Origin of the sequence: uncultured Campylobacter sp. (genome assembly GCF_937981295.1) — a bacterium.
Classification (GTDB): domain Bacteria; phylum Campylobacterota; class Campylobacteria; order Campylobacterales; family Campylobacteraceae; genus Campylobacter_B.
In genome coordinates this window covers 1-18,308 of sequence record NZ_CALJPC010000052.1, presented here as the reverse complement: position 1 = coordinate 18,308, position 18,308 = coordinate 1, and the positions used below count along the sequence as shown (strand labels likewise).

18 protein-coding genes are annotated in these 18,308 nt (G+C 47.7%); 9 read left to right on the top strand and 9 right to left on the bottom strand.

Annotation, left to right across the window (positions count from 1 at the left end):
* Positions 1–285: 285 nt before the first annotated feature.
* Genes Q0135_RS04125 through Q0135_RS04105 form a run of 5 tightly spaced genes read right to left on the bottom strand, consistent with a single transcriptional unit; the run spans position 286 to position 3,546 of the window.
* Complete coding sequence (locus tag Q0135_RS04125; RefSeq protein WP_297988497.1) at positions 286–1,335, bottom strand: dehypoxanthine futalosine cyclase; 1,050 nt, start codon at positions 1,333–1,335, stop codon at positions 286–288.
* A 2-nt stretch (positions 1,336–1,337) separates the two neighbouring features.
* Positions 1,338–1,712, bottom strand: coding sequence for a HepT-like ribonuclease domain-containing protein (locus Q0135_RS04120; RefSeq protein WP_297988494.1), 375 nt, complete (start codon positions 1,710–1,712; stop codon positions 1,338–1,340).
* A complete protein-coding gene (locus Q0135_RS04115; protein ID WP_297988492.1) occupies positions 1,705–2,055 on the bottom strand; it encodes a nucleotidyltransferase family protein in 351 nt (116 codons plus the stop codon). Before Q0135_RS04115 ends, Q0135_RS04120 begins: the two co-directional genes overlap by 8 nt.
* Position 2,056: 1 nt before the next feature.
* Entirely contained in the window at positions 2,057–2,629 is a 573-nt protein-coding gene (locus tag Q0135_RS04110; protein WP_297988490.1) for an NfeD family protein, read from the bottom strand.
* Positions 2,626–3,546: an SPFH domain-containing protein gene (locus Q0135_RS04105; RefSeq protein ID WP_297988488.1), complete on the bottom strand. Its 921-nt coding sequence runs from the start codon at positions 3,544–3,546 to the stop codon at positions 2,626–2,628. Before Q0135_RS04105 ends, Q0135_RS04110 begins: the two co-directional genes overlap by 4 nt.
* Before the next feature lie 118 nt (positions 3,547–3,664).
* Here Q0135_RS04105 and Q0135_RS04100 point away from each other — a divergent pair, with 118 nt between their 5' ends.
* On the top strand, positions 3,665–4,855 hold the full coding sequence (locus Q0135_RS04100) for an MFS transporter (RefSeq protein ID WP_297988486.1): 1,191 nt from the start codon (positions 3,665–3,667) through the stop codon (positions 4,853–4,855).
* A gap of 10 nt (positions 4,856–4,865) precedes the next feature.
* On the opposite strand, the gene Q0135_RS04095 is transcribed toward Q0135_RS04100, so the two are convergent.
* Positions 4,866–6,017, bottom strand: coding sequence for an MFS transporter (locus Q0135_RS04095; protein WP_297988484.1), 1,152 nt, complete (start codon positions 6,015–6,017; stop codon positions 4,866–4,868).
* 101 nt (positions 6,018–6,118) lie between these two features.
* Between Q0135_RS04095 and Q0135_RS04090 the strand changes: the two genes are divergently transcribed.
* Together Q0135_RS04090 and Q0135_RS04085 are read left to right on the top strand one after the other, a co-directional pair.
* A complete protein-coding gene (locus tag Q0135_RS04090) occupies positions 6,119–6,712 on the top strand; it encodes a hypothetical protein (protein ID WP_297988482.1) in 594 nt (197 codons plus the stop codon).
* Between the two features lie 170 nt (positions 6,713–6,882).
* Entirely contained in the window at positions 6,883–7,041 is a 159-nt protein-coding gene (locus tag Q0135_RS04085; protein ID WP_297988481.1) for a hypothetical protein, read from the top strand.
* Here Q0135_RS04085 and Q0135_RS04080 read toward each other — a convergent pair.
* The 3 genes from Q0135_RS04080 to murJ all read right to left on the bottom strand — a co-directional run bounded on the left by Q0135_RS04080 (position 7,038) and on the right by murJ (position 12,685).
* Positions 7,038–8,759: an ABC transporter ATP-binding protein gene (locus tag Q0135_RS04080; protein WP_297988479.1), complete on the bottom strand. Its 1,722-nt coding sequence runs from the start codon at positions 8,757–8,759 to the stop codon at positions 7,038–7,040. The genes Q0135_RS04085 and Q0135_RS04080 overlap by 4 nt on opposite strands.
* Positions 8,760–9,807: 1,048 nt before the next feature.
* Positions 9,808–11,301: a cysteine--tRNA ligase gene (cysS, locus tag Q0135_RS04075; protein ID WP_297988477.1), complete on the bottom strand. Its 1,494-nt coding sequence runs from the start codon at positions 11,299–11,301 to the stop codon at positions 9,808–9,810.
* The gene (gene murJ, locus Q0135_RS04070; RefSeq protein ID WP_297988475.1) at positions 11,288–12,685 is read right to left on the bottom strand and encodes a murein biosynthesis integral membrane protein MurJ; all 1,398 of its coding nucleotides are present in this window, start codon (positions 12,683–12,685) and stop codon (positions 11,288–11,290) included. The genes cysS and murJ overlap by 14 nt, the downstream gene beginning before the upstream one ends.
* Before the next feature lie 81 nt (positions 12,686–12,766).
* Between murJ and Q0135_RS04065 the strand changes: the two genes are divergently transcribed.
* The 6 genes from Q0135_RS04065 to Q0135_RS04040 all read left to right on the top strand — a co-directional run bounded on the left by Q0135_RS04065 (position 12,767) and on the right by Q0135_RS04040 (position 18,223).
* Positions 12,767–13,870, top strand: a complete 1,104-nt coding sequence (locus tag Q0135_RS04065) for an ABC transporter permease (RefSeq protein WP_297988473.1) — start codon at positions 12,767–12,769, stop codon at positions 13,868–13,870.
* Positions 13,867–14,637 (top strand): ABC transporter ATP-binding protein, encoded by a 771-nt coding sequence (locus Q0135_RS04060; RefSeq protein WP_297988470.1) that lies wholly within the window; start codon positions 13,867–13,869, stop codon positions 14,635–14,637. The genes Q0135_RS04065 and Q0135_RS04060 overlap by 4 nt, the downstream gene beginning before the upstream one ends.
* A 484-nt stretch (positions 14,638–15,121) precedes the next feature.
* Entirely contained in the window at positions 15,122–16,051 is a 930-nt protein-coding gene (locus tag Q0135_RS04055; protein ID WP_291937273.1) for an MlaD family protein, read from the top strand.
* A 2-nt stretch (positions 16,052–16,053) separates the two neighbouring features.
* Positions 16,054–16,617, top strand: a complete 564-nt coding sequence (locus tag Q0135_RS04050) for a hypothetical protein (RefSeq protein ID WP_297917038.1) — start codon at positions 16,054–16,056, stop codon at positions 16,615–16,617.
* Positions 16,614–17,168: a Holliday junction branch migration protein RuvA gene (gene ruvA / locus Q0135_RS04045; RefSeq protein WP_005870379.1), complete on the top strand. Its 555-nt coding sequence runs from the start codon at positions 16,614–16,616 to the stop codon at positions 17,166–17,168. Before Q0135_RS04050 ends, ruvA begins: the two co-directional genes overlap by 4 nt.
* Before the next feature lie 23 nt (positions 17,169–17,191).
* Entirely contained in the window at positions 17,192–18,223 is a 1,032-nt protein-coding gene (locus Q0135_RS04040; RefSeq protein WP_297988468.1) for a D-alanine--D-alanine ligase, read from the top strand.
* Positions 18,224–18,308: the final 85 nt, after the last annotated feature.

Genomic DNA, 18,308 nt, shown 5'->3' with positions numbered 1-18,308 from the left:
GCCTTCACAAAATGCCTTCTGCGCGCCGTCTCCGCTGCGTTGATCTTGCGGCGTAGAATTTCGCGTCCGAAAAATTCTAAGGCGAAATCCGCAGCGAAATGAAATTTTACCGCGCGAATTCCGCTCGCGCCAGTAAATTTAAACCCGTACCCATATCAAAATTTTAAATTTCGTTGCAAAATTCCACGATCGCAAAAATTCGCCATCTGTTTTAAGATAAAATTCTACCGCTAAATTCTAGCCGTAAGCGCATAAATTCCTGCCGCAAACACGCAAAGCTCGATTTTAAGCGTAAGTCTCCAAAATATCGTAGTTGGTGTTGCGCTTGGCGGGTATTTCGCTTACGTCGCGGATCAGCGCTATCATCTCGTCCTTACTCATCCGAAAGCTCGCGCCCGCCGCCTTTACGACGTTTTCCTCCATCATCGTACTTCCCAGATCGTTCGCGCCGAATTTCAGCGCCAGCTGCCCGATGTAGCTGCCCTGCGTGACCCAGCTGCTTTGGATGTTTTTGAAATTATCCAAAAATAGCCGCGAGACGGCGAGCAGGCGCAGGTAGCGGTTCGGACTTTGCTTTTTAATCTCGGGATGCTCGCGCAAAAGGCGGGTGTTTTGCCCCTGAAAACTCCACAAAATGAACGCTCGAAAGCCACCCGTGCGGTCTTGCAGCTCGCGGATTTTATCCCAGTGCTCTACGATCTCGCGCATGCTTTCCAGCGTGCCGAACATCATAGTGGCGGTCGTTTTCATACCGATGCTGTGCGCCTCCTCGTGCACTCTAAGCCACGTGGCGCTGTCGCTTTTGCGCGGCGCTACTAGCTCTCGCACGCGGTCGCTTAAAATTTCGGCTCCGGCTCCCGGCATCGAGTAGAGCCCCTTAGCTTGTAGTCTGCGAAGCACTTCAAGCGTGCTGATGCCGCTAAGGCGCGCGATATAATCGATCTCGATCGCCGAGAAGCCGTGGATAGTGATGCTCGGGTAATTTTTGCGGATGAACTCCACGAGATCCTCGTACCATTCGATTTTCAGCTTCGGATGAACGCCGCCTTGAAATAAAATTTGCGTACCGCCCACGGCGATGAGCTCCTCGATCTTTTCGCTAATCTGCTCAAAGCTCAGCACATAGGCGTCCGCGTCGCTTGCGTGGCGGTAAAATGCGCAAAATTTGCAATCCACCATGCAGGCGTTGGTGTAGTTTATGTTTCGATCGATGATGAAGGTCGTGACGCGATCCGGGTGCAGCTCGCGCTTGCGCGCAAACGCCGCGCGCCCAAGCTCGTTCAGATCGGCGTGCTCAATTAAATTTAGAGCTTCATCTATACTTAGTCTTTTCAAATTTATCCTTCCGATTTGCCTTTGCGATACGGCTTTAGTGCGTCGATGATTTTTTGATTTAGCGTCGGCAGATAGTCCTTGATCGCTATCTCTATCAGCTCAAAATTTAGCCGTTCGTATTCGTGCGAAGCGATATTCCTGGTGGCGTTGATAGCTCTTATTTCATCTTTGCTAAAGATCGCCAAAGCCTGCAAATCGTTGCTTTCTTGCAGCCCTTTTAGCAGGGCGTGGATATTTATGAACTGCATCATTATCGCAGGCTGCAAAACGTCCTCGTCTGCAAGCGCCTGCGCTACGCCGCCCTCGCATTTATTTAGGATGGATGAAATTTTATCAGATATCTTTTTTAATCGCTCTACGCTTGATCTTTCAAACATAAATCGCTCCTTGCAGCAGCTTCATTTTTTCTTCGCGACTTAAAGAGGTAGTATCGCACAGATCGACATTTGCATTAAATTTGCAGGATAGCTTTTTTTTAAAATCGTCTAAAAAAACCAGCGCCGAAAATGGGTTTCCTAAATTTTCTACCATTTTTGCCCCGTCGGTTTCGATCGCGATGTCGATGTCCGAAAACGCGTCGGCGCTACCTTTGGCGTAGCTGCCGAAAAGTCCTAGCTCGGTAACGCCCACCGCAAAAAGCCTCTTTTTTTGCGACGATAAAAATTTTAAAATTTCATTTTTGCTGTTGATCGCTTTTTTCGGTGCGGTTTTAGCGCTCACTCTATGCCTCTTCCGGATCTGCGGATGCTTCTTGTTTAGCATCGGGGCTTTGCGCGTCTTTGCTCGCGGCGGCGTTAGAATTTTTATCGTCGGCGCTCGTGCTGTCCGCGCCGCTTAAATTTGCGTCGCCGTCATTTAAATTTACGCCGTCCGCGCCGCTAGAATTTCGATCGTTATCTTTTTTAAGCACGATCTGGCCGTTTTTTACGCCTAAAATTTCGACGCGGTCGCCCTCGTTAAGATCTGAAATTTCATCGCTTTTCCAAAACGTGCCTTTGAAATAGACCATGCCGTTTTTGACGGTGCCGGTGCCGCTCTCGTCTAAAAAATTATCCTCATGCTTCTCTTCAGGTTTGAAAAAGCGCGATTTTAGCGGCCTTTTAAGTGCGATTAGAAGTACGAAAGAAAGCACGAACGAAAGTAGAATTTGTACGTCCCAATCAAGATGAAAGCCGAAGCTCAATAGCCCCGTGATGAAAAATCCGGCGCTGAAAAATATAAAGGTAAAATCCATTACCAAAAGCTCGACGATCGCCAAAATCACGCCGATTATGATAAAAATCAGCGCGTTCATTTAGCATCCTTCGCGCCGTTTTTGCCGAGGAATTCTTTAAGCACGCTAAGAGAGCCGATAAGCTCACTCGTTTCGTAAGGCACTAGAATTTTATCTTTGCTCGGGTTTTTGGACAGCTCGCTGAAAGCGTTTACGCGACCCTGCGCGAGCAGGTATTCCGCCGCAAAGCTGGAAGCGCTCATCGCTAAATTTATGCTATCCATCGCGTCTTTTTGACCTTGCGCGAGCGCGATCTGCTCGTATTTTTTCGCATCCGCCATACGCTCGATCGCCTCGGCTTCGAGCACCTTCTCCTGCTTTAGCGCTTCGGCGTTTCGGATGAGAGCCGCTTTTTCGGCCTCAGCTTTAAGCTCGATCGCGCGCTTTTCGCGCTCAGCTTTCATCTGCATATTCATCGCCTCTTCGATGCCGTGCGGTACCGAAATTTCGGAAATCTCCACGCGCATGATCTTTACGCCCCAGTTATCCGCGGCGTCGCCCAGAGCGATTTGTAGCTTGGAATTTAGCTGATCGCGCGAGCTAAGTGTGCTGTCTAAGCTCATCTCGCCGATCGCGCTACGTAGCGTCGTCATCGCTAAATTTGAAATCGCGCGGCGATAATCCTCGACGTTGTAAAGCGCCATCTTGCCGTCGATGACTTTTAAAAACACGATACCGTCGACGCTTATGTTGACGTTATCTTTGGTGATGACTTGCTGCTTGCTGATGTCCACCAGCTGCTCGCGCACGCTCATCTTCGCGCGTACCGCGTCAAAAAACGGCACGATGATGTGAAAGCCGCCGTCGAGCACCTTGTGAAAGCGACCCAGCCGCTCGATGATTAAAATTTCCGATTGAGAGACGATCTTGACCCCCATCTTTAGAATTGCCGCGATGAGGACGCAAAATACTATTACCGTAGTTACGAACCCTTCCATTTTCACTCCTGAATTAAAATTTCGCAATTATAGCATTTTTAGCTTATTTTGGCTTTTAAGGCGCGCCGTGATACAATTTCGCTAGATTTTTTATATTAAATTTACGGGATAAAATTTTATGATCAGATACATCGTCCTGCTTCGACATTCACGCAACTACCGCCTGCTCTTTTCGGCGGGTTTTATATGTATGTTCGGCTTGTGGTTTTCGGTCGTTGGGGTCGCTACGCTACTGATTGAACTTGGCGCGCCGGTGTGGGCGATCACGGCGGTGGGCGTCGTTTCGTTCGTGCCGAACGTTTTTTTAGCACCCATCAACGGCATCATTGTGGATAAATTTCAACCAAAGCCGCTGATGACAGCGATGTTTATAACCGAAATGATCAGTATTTTCGTGCTGATTTTTATTGATAGTTTGGATTATCTGTGGCTGCTGCTTCTGATTGTGGTCGTGCGAAGCGTCGCAGGCACGCTGTTTTTTCAGACCGAATCCTCCACGCTGCCGAAATTTCTAAGCCGCCCCTATCTCAAGCTTGCTAACGAGATGACGGGCATTATCTGGACGATCACATATACTTTCGGCATGGCGAGTGCGGGTATTTTTATCCACTATTTCGGCGTGCGAGCGGCATTTATTTTGGATTTTTGCTTATACGTTTTTTCGTTTTTTATCCTGCTGCGGCTAAATTTTAAAGACCTCGCAAGAAACGCGCGTGAGCCGGTGTTTAAGATGCTAAAGGAGGGCTTTTCCTACCTGCGCTCGCATCCTTTGGTGGTGCATCTCATCGTCCTTCACGCCTTCGTCGCCGTCACCACCTACGACAATCTCATCGCGCTTCTTGCAAAATATCGCTACAAAGAAATTTTAAGTGCCTCGCTAGTCATCGGGCTTATGAATATGTCGCGCTCGGCAGCTGCATTTTTCGGGCAGATATGGCTAAGCAAGATCGTAAACAAACACACCTTCTTTTGGATCCTGCTGGGGCAGTTTGCGGGCATCGCGCTGTGGGCGGTGCTGGAGTTTAACTACTGGCTTTCGTTTGCGGGCATGATCGCGGCGGGATTTTTCATCACGACGGTGTGGTCGTATTCTTTTACGCAGCTGCAAAACCACGTCGATAGGGAGTTTTTCGGGCGCGTCATCGCTTATAACGACATGGCGTATTTCATCGTCGCCACGCTTGTTTCGGCTGCGATCGGATTTTTTTTCGAGCTTGGATTTTCGCTTTCGCAAATCACCTTCGGCATGGGCTTTATGTTTGCAATCGCGGCGTTTTATTATAAATTTTTGATCTACGAAAAAATTTAAAATTTTAAAGCTATCTTTTCGGCGCGATCTCGGGGCGAAAGATAGCAAATATAAATAAAAAGCTCATCGCCGCAAGAAACACCCAGATAAAGCCGTTTGCACCCAAAAATTTCATCATCGCGCCGATTATCAAAGGCGAGCAGAGCGACGCGCTCGAATAGATAAAAAGCATCGCCGCTGAAATTTGCACGCGAGATGCGCCCTCGCCGGTGATGGAGTCGTTTGCGCGCGCGATGGCGAGCGAATACAAAGGAAAGGCGCCAAATCCTAACATCAACGCAAGTGCGCACGTTAGGATGAAGCTCTTAGCAAAAAACAGCGCCGCGCAGGAAGTAAGACCCACGACGCAAACTATCATTATGGCGCGTTTGCGACCAAACTTATCTGAAATAGTGCCACAGACGAGCTGCGCTAAGAAGCCTCCTGCCATCGCCGATCCCATAAATGCGCCCACCGAGCCCACTCCAAGCCCTGCGCTTAGCACGAAAACGCTCGCCATCGAAAAAAAGCCGTTAATCAAAATGCCCGCGCAAACTACCGTTGCAAACGCAAGCGGCGGCACGATCGAAATTTGCGGCATCGAGATGCGCATGCGAGCGGGAACTCTGGGAGGGTTGAAGCGGATTAAATTTACCGGCAGTAGTGCTAGGATGATGAAAAATGCGCTTAGCACGAAGACCTTCATCGTTCCGAAATTTAGCGCCAAAATTATAACTCCTATCGCAAACGCGCCGTAAAAAACCGCTTCGTAGATCGCCAGCACGCGGGAGCGGATGGAGTTTGTGATCTTTGAGTTTATCCAGCTTTCGATTATCATCAAAAGCGCGTAGTAGCAAAAGCCCAAAATAAAGCGCAAAATCGCCCAATACACGAGGTTTGAGCCTAGATCGTGCAGCATCGCCGCGATGCCGAAAAGCGCCGTAAAGACCGCGTATGCCCGCACGTACGAGAGCGCGCCGATTATCGAAGGCACAAAAAAGCCGCTAAATATCGCCCCTAAAAAGAAAAACGCCGAAATCGCTCCGATCTCAAGCTCGCTGTGGCCGGATTCTTTTAGCATGATGCCCGCGCTTGCGATGACTAGCGCGTCGCCGATAAACATAAAGAAAATCCCCAGAAATAGGGGGCTTAGCGAGCGTGCCGCGCGCATGGATTCAAACAATGACTTTCCCTTGGAATTAAATTTGGCGTTATTGTAGCCTTTTATTGATTAAAGCTCGGTTTTTGTGGCAAAATATTTGAAAAAATTTTGAAGGAGCGGGTATGGGATTAAAAATTTTAACCGCATTTTTACTGGCGGCGATATTTGGCGGATGCGCGGCGTTTCGAGGCAAGGTATATATATTGGAGGATCCCAAGGTAAAGGAAGCATATAGCGCGATAGAGTTACCGTATAGCATTAAGATAGATGGAGAAACTTTTACCAGAAAGTATAAAAATCTTGCGGCGGCATATTATTTTTTAAACGGCGAGGAAGGATTTGGCTGGAGTAAGCTCGTATCTATATCGTATTTCAACGACGTAAAAAATATCGATGAGTATGCGTATGGGATATATCAAGCGATCGAAGAGGCCAATGCGGGAAAAAAACAAGAGGATCGACGCTCCTTCGGCATTTTAAAGACCAACCATACGCAAGCTATAATAGTACTCCTCAATCCGCCCGCCCCCGGAGATCCTAATTTCAATAAATATGAAGTCGATCTAATGGTTGCAGATATGCAAAGCTGCGGACTTATACTTGTGCAATACGCGAAAAATTTTGATTCGGATAGAGATTTTAAAAAGATGCGAAAATTTATAAAGGAAAATAAAGCTAAAATTTTACCGCAGATGCCTAAGATCAAGTGCAGGTAGCGCCGAAAAGCCCAGCGTGCGATAAAATTTTACCGCAGCGGTTTTAAAACGGCGCGAGCCTTTAAATTTAGAGGCAGCCTGCAATGAAGCGCTAAAATTTTAAGATAAATTTTATCCAAACGTTAAAGCTCTAGCAGTCGTGCCTCGTCGCACCAAAGAGTCGAGTTTTATTGAAAAGTCCTGCGGTCGAAGCGGCGATCCGCGCGGCTAAATTTCAAAATAAAATTTCAATCTTTGCGGATAAATTTATGCGACTTACTTCAAAGCTAGAAATTCAAAATTTCATAGAGCAAAACCGGGGCGCAAAAGGCACGGAATTTAAAATTTAGCCGTTTTGCATAATCCCCTTTAGGCTGCGATACTCCTCGCATTCGCCCGTTAGCTTCGCGTCGGTGCCGATGGCGAGGATGCGACCGTTTTTCATCACGGCGATATTATCGGCGCGCTCGATCGTGGATAGGCGGTGAGCGATTACAAAGACGATTTTGCTTTGCTTGATCTTTTCGATGACGTTTGAGATCTCCTTTTCGCTTGCGTTATCTAGCGCCGAAGTCGCCTCGTCGAATATTAAAATTTGCGGGTCCTTATACAGCGCGCGCGCGATGGCGATACGCTGGCGCTGCCCGCCGCTAAGATTTGCGCCGAACTCGCTAAGCACGGTGTAAATTCCATCCTTCATCGAGCTTACGAACTCATAGGCGTTGGCGAGCTTCAGCGCCTCTATGACGCACTGCTCGTTAAATTCCGCGCCGTAGCTTACGTTTTGCGCGATCGTGTCGTTGAAAATATAGACGCGCTGGCTTACGAGGCCGATATTTTCGCGCAGGCTAGGGATGCTAAACTCGCCGATCTCGTCGTTGCCGTTGAATAAAATTTTACCGCTGCTTGCGTCGTAAAAGCGCATCAGTAGGTTCACGACCGAGCTTTTGCCGCCGCCGCTGTTTCCGACGAGCGCTAAAATTTCGCCCTTTTTGACGCTGAAACTTATGTCTTTTAGCGCCGCCTTGTCGCCGTAGTTTAGCGATACGTCGCAAAAGCTCACCGAGCCGATTTCGCCCATCTGCTTTCCGCCTCCTACGATCGTAGGCTCCAAATCTATGAGCTCAAACGTCCGCTCGCTTGCTGCGATGGCGTCTTGCATGTTGTTGTAGAGCGATGAGACCTTTTTTATCGGGGTGTAGACCATAAAAAGCGCCGTAAGGAAGCTGAAAAAGCTGCCGATGCTCATCTGGCCCGCGATGACCTCCTGCCCTCCGACGATGATCACCACGGCGATGCCCACGGCACCTAGCATCTCCATTATCGGGCTTACCAGGCACGTCGTTACGACCGCCTTTAAATTTAGACCGAAAAATTTCTTGTTTTCGGCGTTAAATTTCTCCACTTCAAAGCTCTCGGCGTTACTTGCCTTGACAATTTCGATGTTGGAGTAAATTTGACTGAGCGCCGAGGAGATATCGGAGGTTTTCTCTTGAGACTCGCGCGAAATTTTTTTCATCCGCTTTGCAAGGCGCGAGAGCGGATATATCGCGCACGGAAAGACCACGAGCGCGAAAAACGAAAGCTTTGGGCTCTGATAGATCACGACGCCCAAAAGCCCCAAAATCGTAATGATTTGCGTGAAAAAATCGGGGATCATATTCGAAACCACGACGCGGATACGCTCTATGTCGTTGATCGTGCGGCTGATGAGCTCGCCCGTGCGGAAGCGGTTGAAAAAATCCACGTCTAGCCGCACGAGGCTTGCGACGAGCCTATCGCGGAAGCGGCGCACCGTGTCTTGACCGATGAAGGCGGTGAAGTAGTTTTGCATAAACGCGCCGCCGCTTTTCATCGCGAAAACCACGATGATCGCAATCGGAAGCGTATAGAGATACGGCTCGTTTTTTTCGACGAAAATTTTATTTAAAACGGGCTCGACCAGCTTCGCGCTCGCAGCAGTCGCCACGCTCGTCATCACCATACCCAAAATCGCCAATGCAAACTGCGGCTTGTAATCCCTAAAATAGGGCTTAAAGCGCGATAGTAAAGTTTTAAAACCGTTCAAATACAATCCTTTTTTATAAAATTTTTAAAATTTAAAATCCCAAAATTCCTGAAATTCCAAAATTTATGAAATCCCAAAATTCTTGAAATTTTAAAATTTATAATTCCAAAATTCCTTAAATTTTAGAATTTCGGCCACGAGGCAGCACAAAATTTATGGAGCGGCGCGGGACTAATTTGCGCTTCGCAAGCTCGCTAAATCTATCCGCCCACATACGCTGCCGCGCGAACGATGCCGAGATTTAGCTTTTTTGTTTGCCGCTTTTAAAGCGTTAAGCGTTTAAAGCGAGCGAGCTTTTATTCATCGCGATTTCTTGGCGCTTTCGTACGCCCATTTTAAGCGGCAAATGCTTTGAGGCGCCATAAAGCGCTACAAAGTGCCGTTATACATCGCGTGTATCGCAACTTCACAACGGCGCGCCGCATTGCGCTTTCATGCTACCGCGCCTTCAAAAAAAATCACGCTAAATTTACGCACAAGCGCTGCATTGCTCTTTTGCACCACCGCACTAACTATAAAATCGCGACCTGCCTTGCGCATTCGCCACTATATCAGCAACATTACCGAATAAAATCGTGACTTTCGTTGCTGTGTGCACCCACGAATATCGCCGAATAAAAATCGCGCCGAAATTTGTGCGTCGCGGCAGCGCATTCCACTATACCTAGTCGCGTTAAAATTTACGCACAGGCTGCCGCAGTGTTACTTTCACTGCGCTGCGGCACAACTCTGTATTGCCAGTTGCCATAAAATCGCACTGAAATTTACGCACAGACGATCCGTAGTGCTACCGCTGTACCGCGCTATATCGCGCCGCCGTATCAGCTGCGCCGACGAATGAAAATAGCGATCCACCTTGCGCTTCTGTCGCCGTGTCACGCCACACATCGCTCTGGCACCGTATCACTAAATAAAATCACGCCGCTGTATCACAATACTGCAGATAAAAATCGCACTGAAATTTACGCGCGGATTAGCGTTCGGATTTACGCTTCATATCGTAAAAATCGTAAAATTTAACGTAAAATTTTACGCTAAATTTTACGTTCTACTCCGCTGCGACCTCCCAAACGGTGCCGCTAGGCGTATCCATCACTTCGATCTTCATATCAGCAAGGTGCGCTCTGATGGCATCCGCGCTCGCAAAGTCCTTTTCCGCCTTCGCCTGCGCGCGCTGTTTTATCAGCTCCTCGATCTGCGCCCTTTGCTGCTCGCTCACGCCGAAGCGAAAGTATTCAGTCTCATCCTCATATAAAATTCCGAGCGTCTGCTTCGCAAACTCCAAATTCGCAGCGATTCGAGCCTTTAGCGCCTTGTCTTTGGGTGCGCGATCGAGCGCTTCGTTCGCGCTTGCTACGAAGCTATCAAGCACCGCAAGTGCGCCTGAGGTGTTGAGATCATCGCTTAAAAACTCCATCATCTCCGATCTAAATTTAGCCTCCGCAGCAGGCAGCTTAGGCGTGGAATTTTTAGGTTTGGAATTCGGCGCCGCGCCCAGGCTTAAATTTTGAGATCCGTTCGAAGCTAAATTTTGCCCCGTAGCGGGAGCTAAAACGTCACGGACGCGCTTTTTAAGGCGGTAAATTTTATCGAGCCTCTTTTTGCTCGCAAGCAGATCGGTCACCGAATAATTAAAATTTGCCCTGTAATGCGAGCTTAAGAGATAAAATCTCAGCGCCTCGCCTGGAGCGATTTTTAGGGCGTCTCCTACAAAAAAGGAGTTGCCTAGGCTCTTGCTCATCTTTTCGTTATTTACCTGCACGAAGCCGTTGTGAAGCCAGTATTTGCTTAGCGCTCTATGGCGGGCGCAGCGGCACTGCGCAGCTTCGTTTTCGTGATGCGGGAAGAGCAGATCGGCGCCGCCTGCGTGAATGTCGATGCAAAATTTAGCGTCTCCGCTATCAAGGTGTGCTAAAATCATCGCGACGCACTCGCTGTGCCAGCCCGGGCGCCCTTTGCCAAACGGGCTATTAAACCAATTCTCGTCAAATTTCCACAGCACGAAGTCCTTCTCGTCGTGCTTAGCATCGTTTGAGGCGACGCGGGCGATGTTTTTGCTGGCGCCCTCTTTTTTGCCGCTAAGGCTTAGATAATCCCCGTCCTTGCGCGTGTCGAAGTAGATGCCGTCACCCGCGATCTCGTAGGCAAAGCCTTTTTGAAGAAGCGAGGATATGAGCTCGCAGATCGCGGCGATATTCTCGGTCGCTTTGGGCGAAATGCTCGCGTCCGCGACGTTTAGCGCGCTCATATCCTGCAAATATCTGCGGGTATAAAACTCCGTGATCTCCCCCAGACTCTTGCCGGTTTCCGCCATCTTTTTTAAAATTTTATCGTCGATGTCGGTGAAATTTCGCGCAAATTTAACCTCATAGCCCTCCGCTTGCAGTACGCGGCGCAGCAGATCGAAGCTCACGGCGCTTTTTGCGTGCCCCAAATGCGCGTCGTCATAAACTGTCGGGCCGCAGGCGTAAATGCGCGCCAACCCCTCGCTAATGGGCTCAAACGAGAGCTTCTTTTTGCTCAAACTATCATAAATTACCATAATACAAGCCTTTTAAAATGTATAAAATCGCCGCTTCGCCCGCACAAAGCGCCGCGATCGCAATAATTTTTTTTGCGCGGATTATAGCCAAAAAGTTATTAAATCCAAAAAAATAGAGGTTAAAGCCGAGCAGAAACGCCCCCGTTATCGTGCTTGCAAATGCAAGCCCCACCGCACCGAAGGGTTTAAAAAACAGCGCGCACAAAGCGACGTTTATAAAGACGCACCAGATCGAAATTTTCGCGCTTAGCTTCTGCTTCATATTCGCATACAGCCAGTGCGAAAAAATCCTAGATAGCCCAAACGGCACGAGCCCCACCATATACGCGCCGAGAACTGCGGCGCATTCGATGGAATTTTGGCGAGTAAATTCTCCGCGCTCAAACAGCAGCTGCGTGATCTCGTTTCGCAGCATCACGCCGCCTATCGCAGAGAGCCCGAGCAGCGCCAAAAGGAAGTAAAACCCGCGCTCGACGAGCGCCAGAGCCTGCGCGTCGTCGTGAGCTTTTACGAATTTGCTCATGCGCGGAAAGATCGCCGTGCTAAGCGCGATCGCAAAAAGCGCGAGCGGCAGCTGAAATATGCGGTTGGCGTAGTATAGATAGCTGATACTGCCGCTAGCAAGGAAGCTCGCAAAAAAGGTATCTATAAACGAGCTTAGCTGAAGCGCCGATGCACCGAGCACACCCGCGAAAAAATTTTTATAAAAGCCCTGAGTTTGTGCTTTATCGCCTCGCGCAAGCCGCGCAAAGCCGCCCGCTAAGACGCGCAGCATACCGGTAAATTTCAGCGCATAAACATGCACCGCGAGCTGTAAAAGTCCGCCCGCCACGACGCCGAAGCTAAGATAGAGCACCGCCGTGGCGCCGTCCTTGCCGCGAGCCAGCAGAAGCGCCGCGATCATCGCTAAATTTAAAAGCGCGGTCGAAAACGCCGTCGTAGCGAAGTGGTCGCGATACTGAAGCAGCGAAGCAAAGAGCGTAACGACGAAGATAAACGTGAGGTAGAAAAAATTTATCCGCACATATGGCACCGCAAGATCGATCTGTTCGGCGCTAAATCCGTATGCTAAAACTTTGGTAAAAACGGGCGCGGCGAGCAGTACAAGCGCCGTTAGAAGCGCGATGAAAATGCTAAATTTTATAAGCACCGCTGCGGCGAAAATTCCTTTTTTACGCGCGGCGGTAAAACTAGGCAAAAACGCCTGCGTAAAGGCCCCCTCGCCGAATAGCCTGCGGAAAAGATTGGGCAGTTTAAACGCTACGAAAAATAGATCGCTGTAAATCCCCGCGCCTAAAACCGATGCGGTAAGCAGGTCGCGCACGAAACCCAAAATGCGCGAAACCAGCGTGCCTGCGCTATTTGTAAAAAAGCCTCTGAGCATAAATCTCCATTAAATTTTATAAAATGCCAAGGTTGATTATATTATAATTTCCCCTATTTTTTTGATTTTGGAGAGAAATTTTTGCGGAATTTAGCCTTTTCGCTCGAAAGCTCGGGCAGGAAAAACACCCTATCGCTACGCGGGCAGTGGAACTACAAAAGCCCGCGCTCGCAGCTGCTTGCACTAAAAAAGGCGGTAAAAAATCTAGACGAGCTGGAGCTAAGCTTAAGCGAAATTTCAAATTTAGACTATTTCATGGCGCTGATGATCAAAAACGCCCTTGCCGGCAAGCGGGTTAGCCTTGTGGAGGATGGCTGCAAAGCCGCCAAAATTCTAAGCTTTATGGATGATAAAACGATCGATTTTAGCTACGTACCCGAGTCTCGTAGGCTAAATTTTTTAGCGCAGATCGGACTTTATTGTCATCTTGGAATTCTAGGCTTGCTAAGCCTTGCAAGTTTTTTGGGTGAGTTTTTTTCCAAACTCACAGCTTTTATAATTCATCCGATGAAATTCCGCTTCAAAGAAACCGTAAATTTCATCAAAGATAGCGGCATAGACGCGCTTTTCATAGTCTCACTGACGGCATTTTTGATCGGCATCGTGCTTGCTTACATCGGCTCGGATATGCTTTCTAAATTTGGCGCCAGCATCTATATCATCGATATAATGGGTGCTTTGACGCTGCGCGAGGTGGCGCCTCTAATCGCCGCTATCGTTATCGCAGGTCGCTCGGCTTCGAGCTTTACGGCACAGATCGGCGTGATGAAGATCACAGAAGAGATCGATGCGATGAGGACGATGGGCTTTGATCCGTTTTATTTTCTTGCGATGCCGCGCATTATCGCGATGGTACTAATCATGCCGCTAGTCATTTTTATCGCAGATTCGGTAAGTATTTTTGCTCAGATGATAGTGTGCGACGCGTATTTAGATATAGCCTTTAGCGATTATTTGGATAGATTTAAGGCTTCTGTAGAGCTTAGGCATTTTTTAGTAGGTATAATTAAAGCGCCATTTTTCGGGGCATTCATTGCTATCATCGGCTGCATGCGGGGTTTTGAGGTCAAAGGAAATACCCAAAGCATCGGCGAATACACCACCATTAGCGTCGTAAACGCGATATTTTGGGTCATCGCGATCGACGCGGTATTCGCGGTTCTGTTTTCGGAAATCGGGCTATGAGTGAGCAAGTGCAATCCAGCGAAAGCGCTAAAATTATAGTCGCGCGCGATGTTACTACCGCGTACGGATCGCGCGTTATGCACGATAGCGTGAGCTTTAGCGTCAAAAAGGGCGAAATTTACGGCTTTTTAGGCGGCAGCGGCAGTGGCAAAACGACGTTAATGAAAACGCTCATATTTTTAAAGCGCCCGCAAAGTGGCGAGATTAAAATTTTCGGGCGCGATATTTGGCGCGCGAGCGAGGCGGAGCAAAACGAGATCCGCCTAAAATGCGGCGTGATGTTTCAGTTCGGCGCGCTTTACAGCTCGATGAGCGTGCTCGAAAACGTGGGCGTGCTGCTGCGCGAATACTCTAAATTTAGCGAGCGCGAGATAGATGAGCTATCGATGTTTTGGATCCAGAAAGTGGGGCTTAAGAAGGAAGCCGCCGCGCTTAGCCCAAACGAGCTTAGCGGCGGTATGAAAAAGCGCGTAGCACTGGCTCGCGCGCTCGCTCTCAGCCCTGAAATTTTATTTTTGGACGAGCCAAACTCGGGGCTTGATCCGCTCAGCGCCAGAGCCCTTGATAGGCTTGTTTGCGAGCTTAGAGACAGCCTCGGCGTCACGGTCGTGATGGTGACGCACGACGTGGATAGTATCTTTGACATTTTGGATCGGTTTTTGATCGTGGATAATCAAAAAATCGCCTTTGAAGGAAACATCGAGGAGATTTCAAACCTAGAGAATAATCCGCTTGAAGAGCTATTTAAGATGCGGCAAAGGGATTGAGCTTTGAAATTTACCGAGCTAAAATACAGCTCGCGGCGAGTAAAATTTAGATAGGTAGGAGCTGAAATTTTAAAATAGCGGCGGGAAAATTTTAAATTTTAAACCTAGCGAAAAATTCCGGGCTCCGCAGGGCTTAAATTTTAAAATTTAGACCTTAGCGGCTCAATCAAAATTTTAAAATTTAGGCGGGTCGTATTTAAGGGCGCATTTAGGTGCATTTATTGGATAGTGCATAAATTTTAAAATTTTAACAAGCAAGCGGCGTTAAATTTAAACCGGGGCGGTAAAATTTTACGCTAAAATACGGCGCGACGATATTTTGAAATTTCAAAATGCACGCTAAGCTTTAAAATTTAAACTCAGATGATTCTGCGAATTTTGCGACTATTTGAGAAAGTGCTAAGTTTTAAAATTTAAGCTCAAACGGCTATTTTAAGGCATATCGCAGGGCTTAAATTTTACGCTCTGAAATTAGGAGAAAAGATTGGAAAATAGAACTTCATACACGATAGTAGGCGCATTTGTTATGATCTGCGTCGCGGCTCTTACGGCGTTTATGTGGTGGATGCTTACAAAGACTGATCGCAGCGAGAGCTACCGCTCCTACTATATCCATACAAAAGAGCTTCCCGTAGGCATTAAGGAGAATTCCGAAGTTAAATTTATCGGCGTAAATGCGGGCATCATCAAAAGCATCGACTTTGCCGATATCGAAAATGCGATCATCGAGATTGAAATTTCGGTAAAAAGCAAACTGCCGATCTCGCAAGATAGCGTCGCCAAGGTAGAATCTCAAGGCATAAGCGGAATCGCGTTTATAAATATCACGAAAGGAAGCGGCAAGCTTTTTCCGCCGAATGATAAAAAGCCGATAATTGCGCTGGATAAGACGCTTCTTGATAAAATCGGCTCTAAAGCTGAAGTCATCACCGATAGCGTGAGTGAGATGATCTTTAAAATTAATGGGCTGTTGTCTAAGCAAAATACCGATAAAGTGGATAGAATTCTATCTTCGATGGATAAATTTAGCGCCGAGTTAAGCGATGAGAAAAAATTCCAAAGCCTAGACGCACTGCTTGCTAACGTAAATACTCTCATAGCAAATTTAAACGAGCGCGAGAAGGAGCTAGACGCGCTGCTAGATAATCTAAACGCCTTTGCCGTGAGTGCTGCCAATCTATCGAATTCACTGGATAAAACCGCAGGCATCATCACTAAGCGTATCGATCGCGGCGAGTACAATCTAAAAGCGATCTTGGATCCTACACTTGAGGAGGCAAAAAACACTCTTGGCGAGCTAAAAAAATCGCTTAGAGAATTCCAAGGCGCGATGTTTAGGCTAGAGGACAATCCTTACGATTTCTTTTTCAAAGACACTTCTAAAGGCGCGGATCGCGACGATAAAAAGGAATAAAGATGAAAAATTTTATAAAGTTTACGCTTGCTGCGACGCTGGCGGCGATATTTTTAGGTGGCTGCTTAGCCAAGCAGGCTAAGCCATACACTTACTACGAGCTGCGTTATGATCAAAAGCGCTGCGTAAATCCTAGCGGTGCGCGCAAAAATATCTTTATCGACACCATCACAGCGACCGATCTCGTCGATAGGCGGGATATTTTAATAGTGGATTTTAGAAACCGAACGCGGTTCGCAAGCGACGCCAAATTTATCACGATGCCTAGCGAGATGGTATATAAGGCGCTGCTTGATGCGGCATTTTCCACCTGCTCGCTAAATCCGATCTTTGTGCCAAAAGAGCGGGATTTGCGCCTAAAAACCAGTATCGTAGCGCTTCAGGTCAATAACGATCAAGCAACCGTCACGATGGGATATGAAATTTTGAATTCTTTAGAAAGCATAAAATCAGGCATCGTCACTAAGCGCGTTTTCGTGCCTGATCCTAGCTCGCAAAGCATTTATAATGCCCTAAATTTAGCGCTTAATGAGAGCATAAACGAAATTTTAAAGGCTCTTAGATGATAGCGGCGATCGAAGGAATTATCACGCGCAAGGAGCCCACTGCTTGCGTCATTAAATGTGCTAGCGGCGTGAGCTACGCTCTTTCATTGTCATTAAATACCTCCGCGAAGCTCACGCAGGGCAAGCTGACCGAGCTTGCGTGCGTGCAAATTCTGCGCGAGGATGCCGATTTGCTGTATGGGTTTTTAGACGAGAGTGAAAAAAAGATGTTTGAAACCCTAATCAAGCTTAGCGGTGTAGGTGCAAGCACGGCGATGGCGGTTTGTTCGACGCTCGCTCCGCAGGATTTTGCGCGTTGCGTAGCTACGGGGGATGCTGCGACGCTAACTTCAGTTCCGGGTATCGGCCCAAAGACCGCTAGACGGATCATTGCCGAACTAGGCGATGCGAAGCTAATGGAATTCGGTCCTAGCGAGACTTATAAAAACGAAGCGGCGTCCGCGCTACAAAGCCTTGGATTTAAGCGCGATAAGATCAATCAAATCTTAGCGGGCTGCAGCAGCACGAATACGTCAGATCTTGTCAAAGAGGCGTTAAAAAAATTAGCGTAGAAAATAAAATTTGAAGGAAAGCAATGAAATTTGGCATAGTTTTTGGAGCTCAAAGCTACGAGCACGAAGTAAGTATCATCTCGGCAATTGCCGTCAAAAATGCCCTAAAAGGCTGGGACTTGGAGTTTGTATTTTGCGATAAAAATCGTAAATTTTACCGCATTGAGGATAAAAATATGCGCGCGGCGTATTTTAAGCAGGGCGGCTATGCTAAAGCAAAAGGGCTTAGCATCGGTGCGGGCGGATTTTTTGAGAGCGGAATGTTTAGCAAAAGCATGCTAGAAGTCGGCACATATATCAATCTAATCCATGGCTGCGACGGCGAGGATGGCAAAATGGCAGCGCTATTTGAGTTTTTTGGCATCCCTTACATCGGACCTCGCATAGAAGCTAGCGTGCTAAGCTATAATAAAATTTTAACCAAGCACTTAGCCGCAATCGCAAATGTAAAAACCTTGCCGTATGAGATCGTAAATCGTACTAGCCTGCCTAATTTTAATTTTCCGATCATCGTTAAGCCCGCTCATTTGGGCTCTAGCATCGGAATTTCGATAGCCAAGAACGAAAGCGAGTTTAGCTACGCGCTGGATCAGGCTTTTGAGCTGGACGACAGCGCGATCGTAGAGCCATACTGGGAAAACGTAAAGGAATTCAATCTCGCAGGCGCTAAAATAGACGGCAAAATCGTATTTTCAAACATCGAAGAGCCGAAAAAGGAGGGCTATTTAAATTTCGATCGTAAGTATTTGGATTTTTCGCGTAGTGGCGCGATCAAACCCGCTCGTCCTGGCGCTTTGCTAGAGGGCAAGATGAAAGATGCCTTTACGCGGCTTTATAACGCAGGATCATTCGATGGCGCGCTAATTCGCTGCGATTTTTTTGAAAAAGAGGGTGAAATTTATCTAAACGAGATAAATCCAAACCCAGGCAGCCTCGCAAACTACCTATTTGATGATTTCTCCGAGGTTTTAGCAGCTCTTGCTTCGTCGCTGCCGCCGATGAGGCAGATCCCTGTAAGCTACGAGCTGATCACCAAAATCACCGCTAATAAATAGCCAATCGTTTAAAATTTTACGCTAAATTTTGCGTAAAATTTTACCCCAAAGGTCAAGCTATGATAAATCAAGACGAAATTTACAC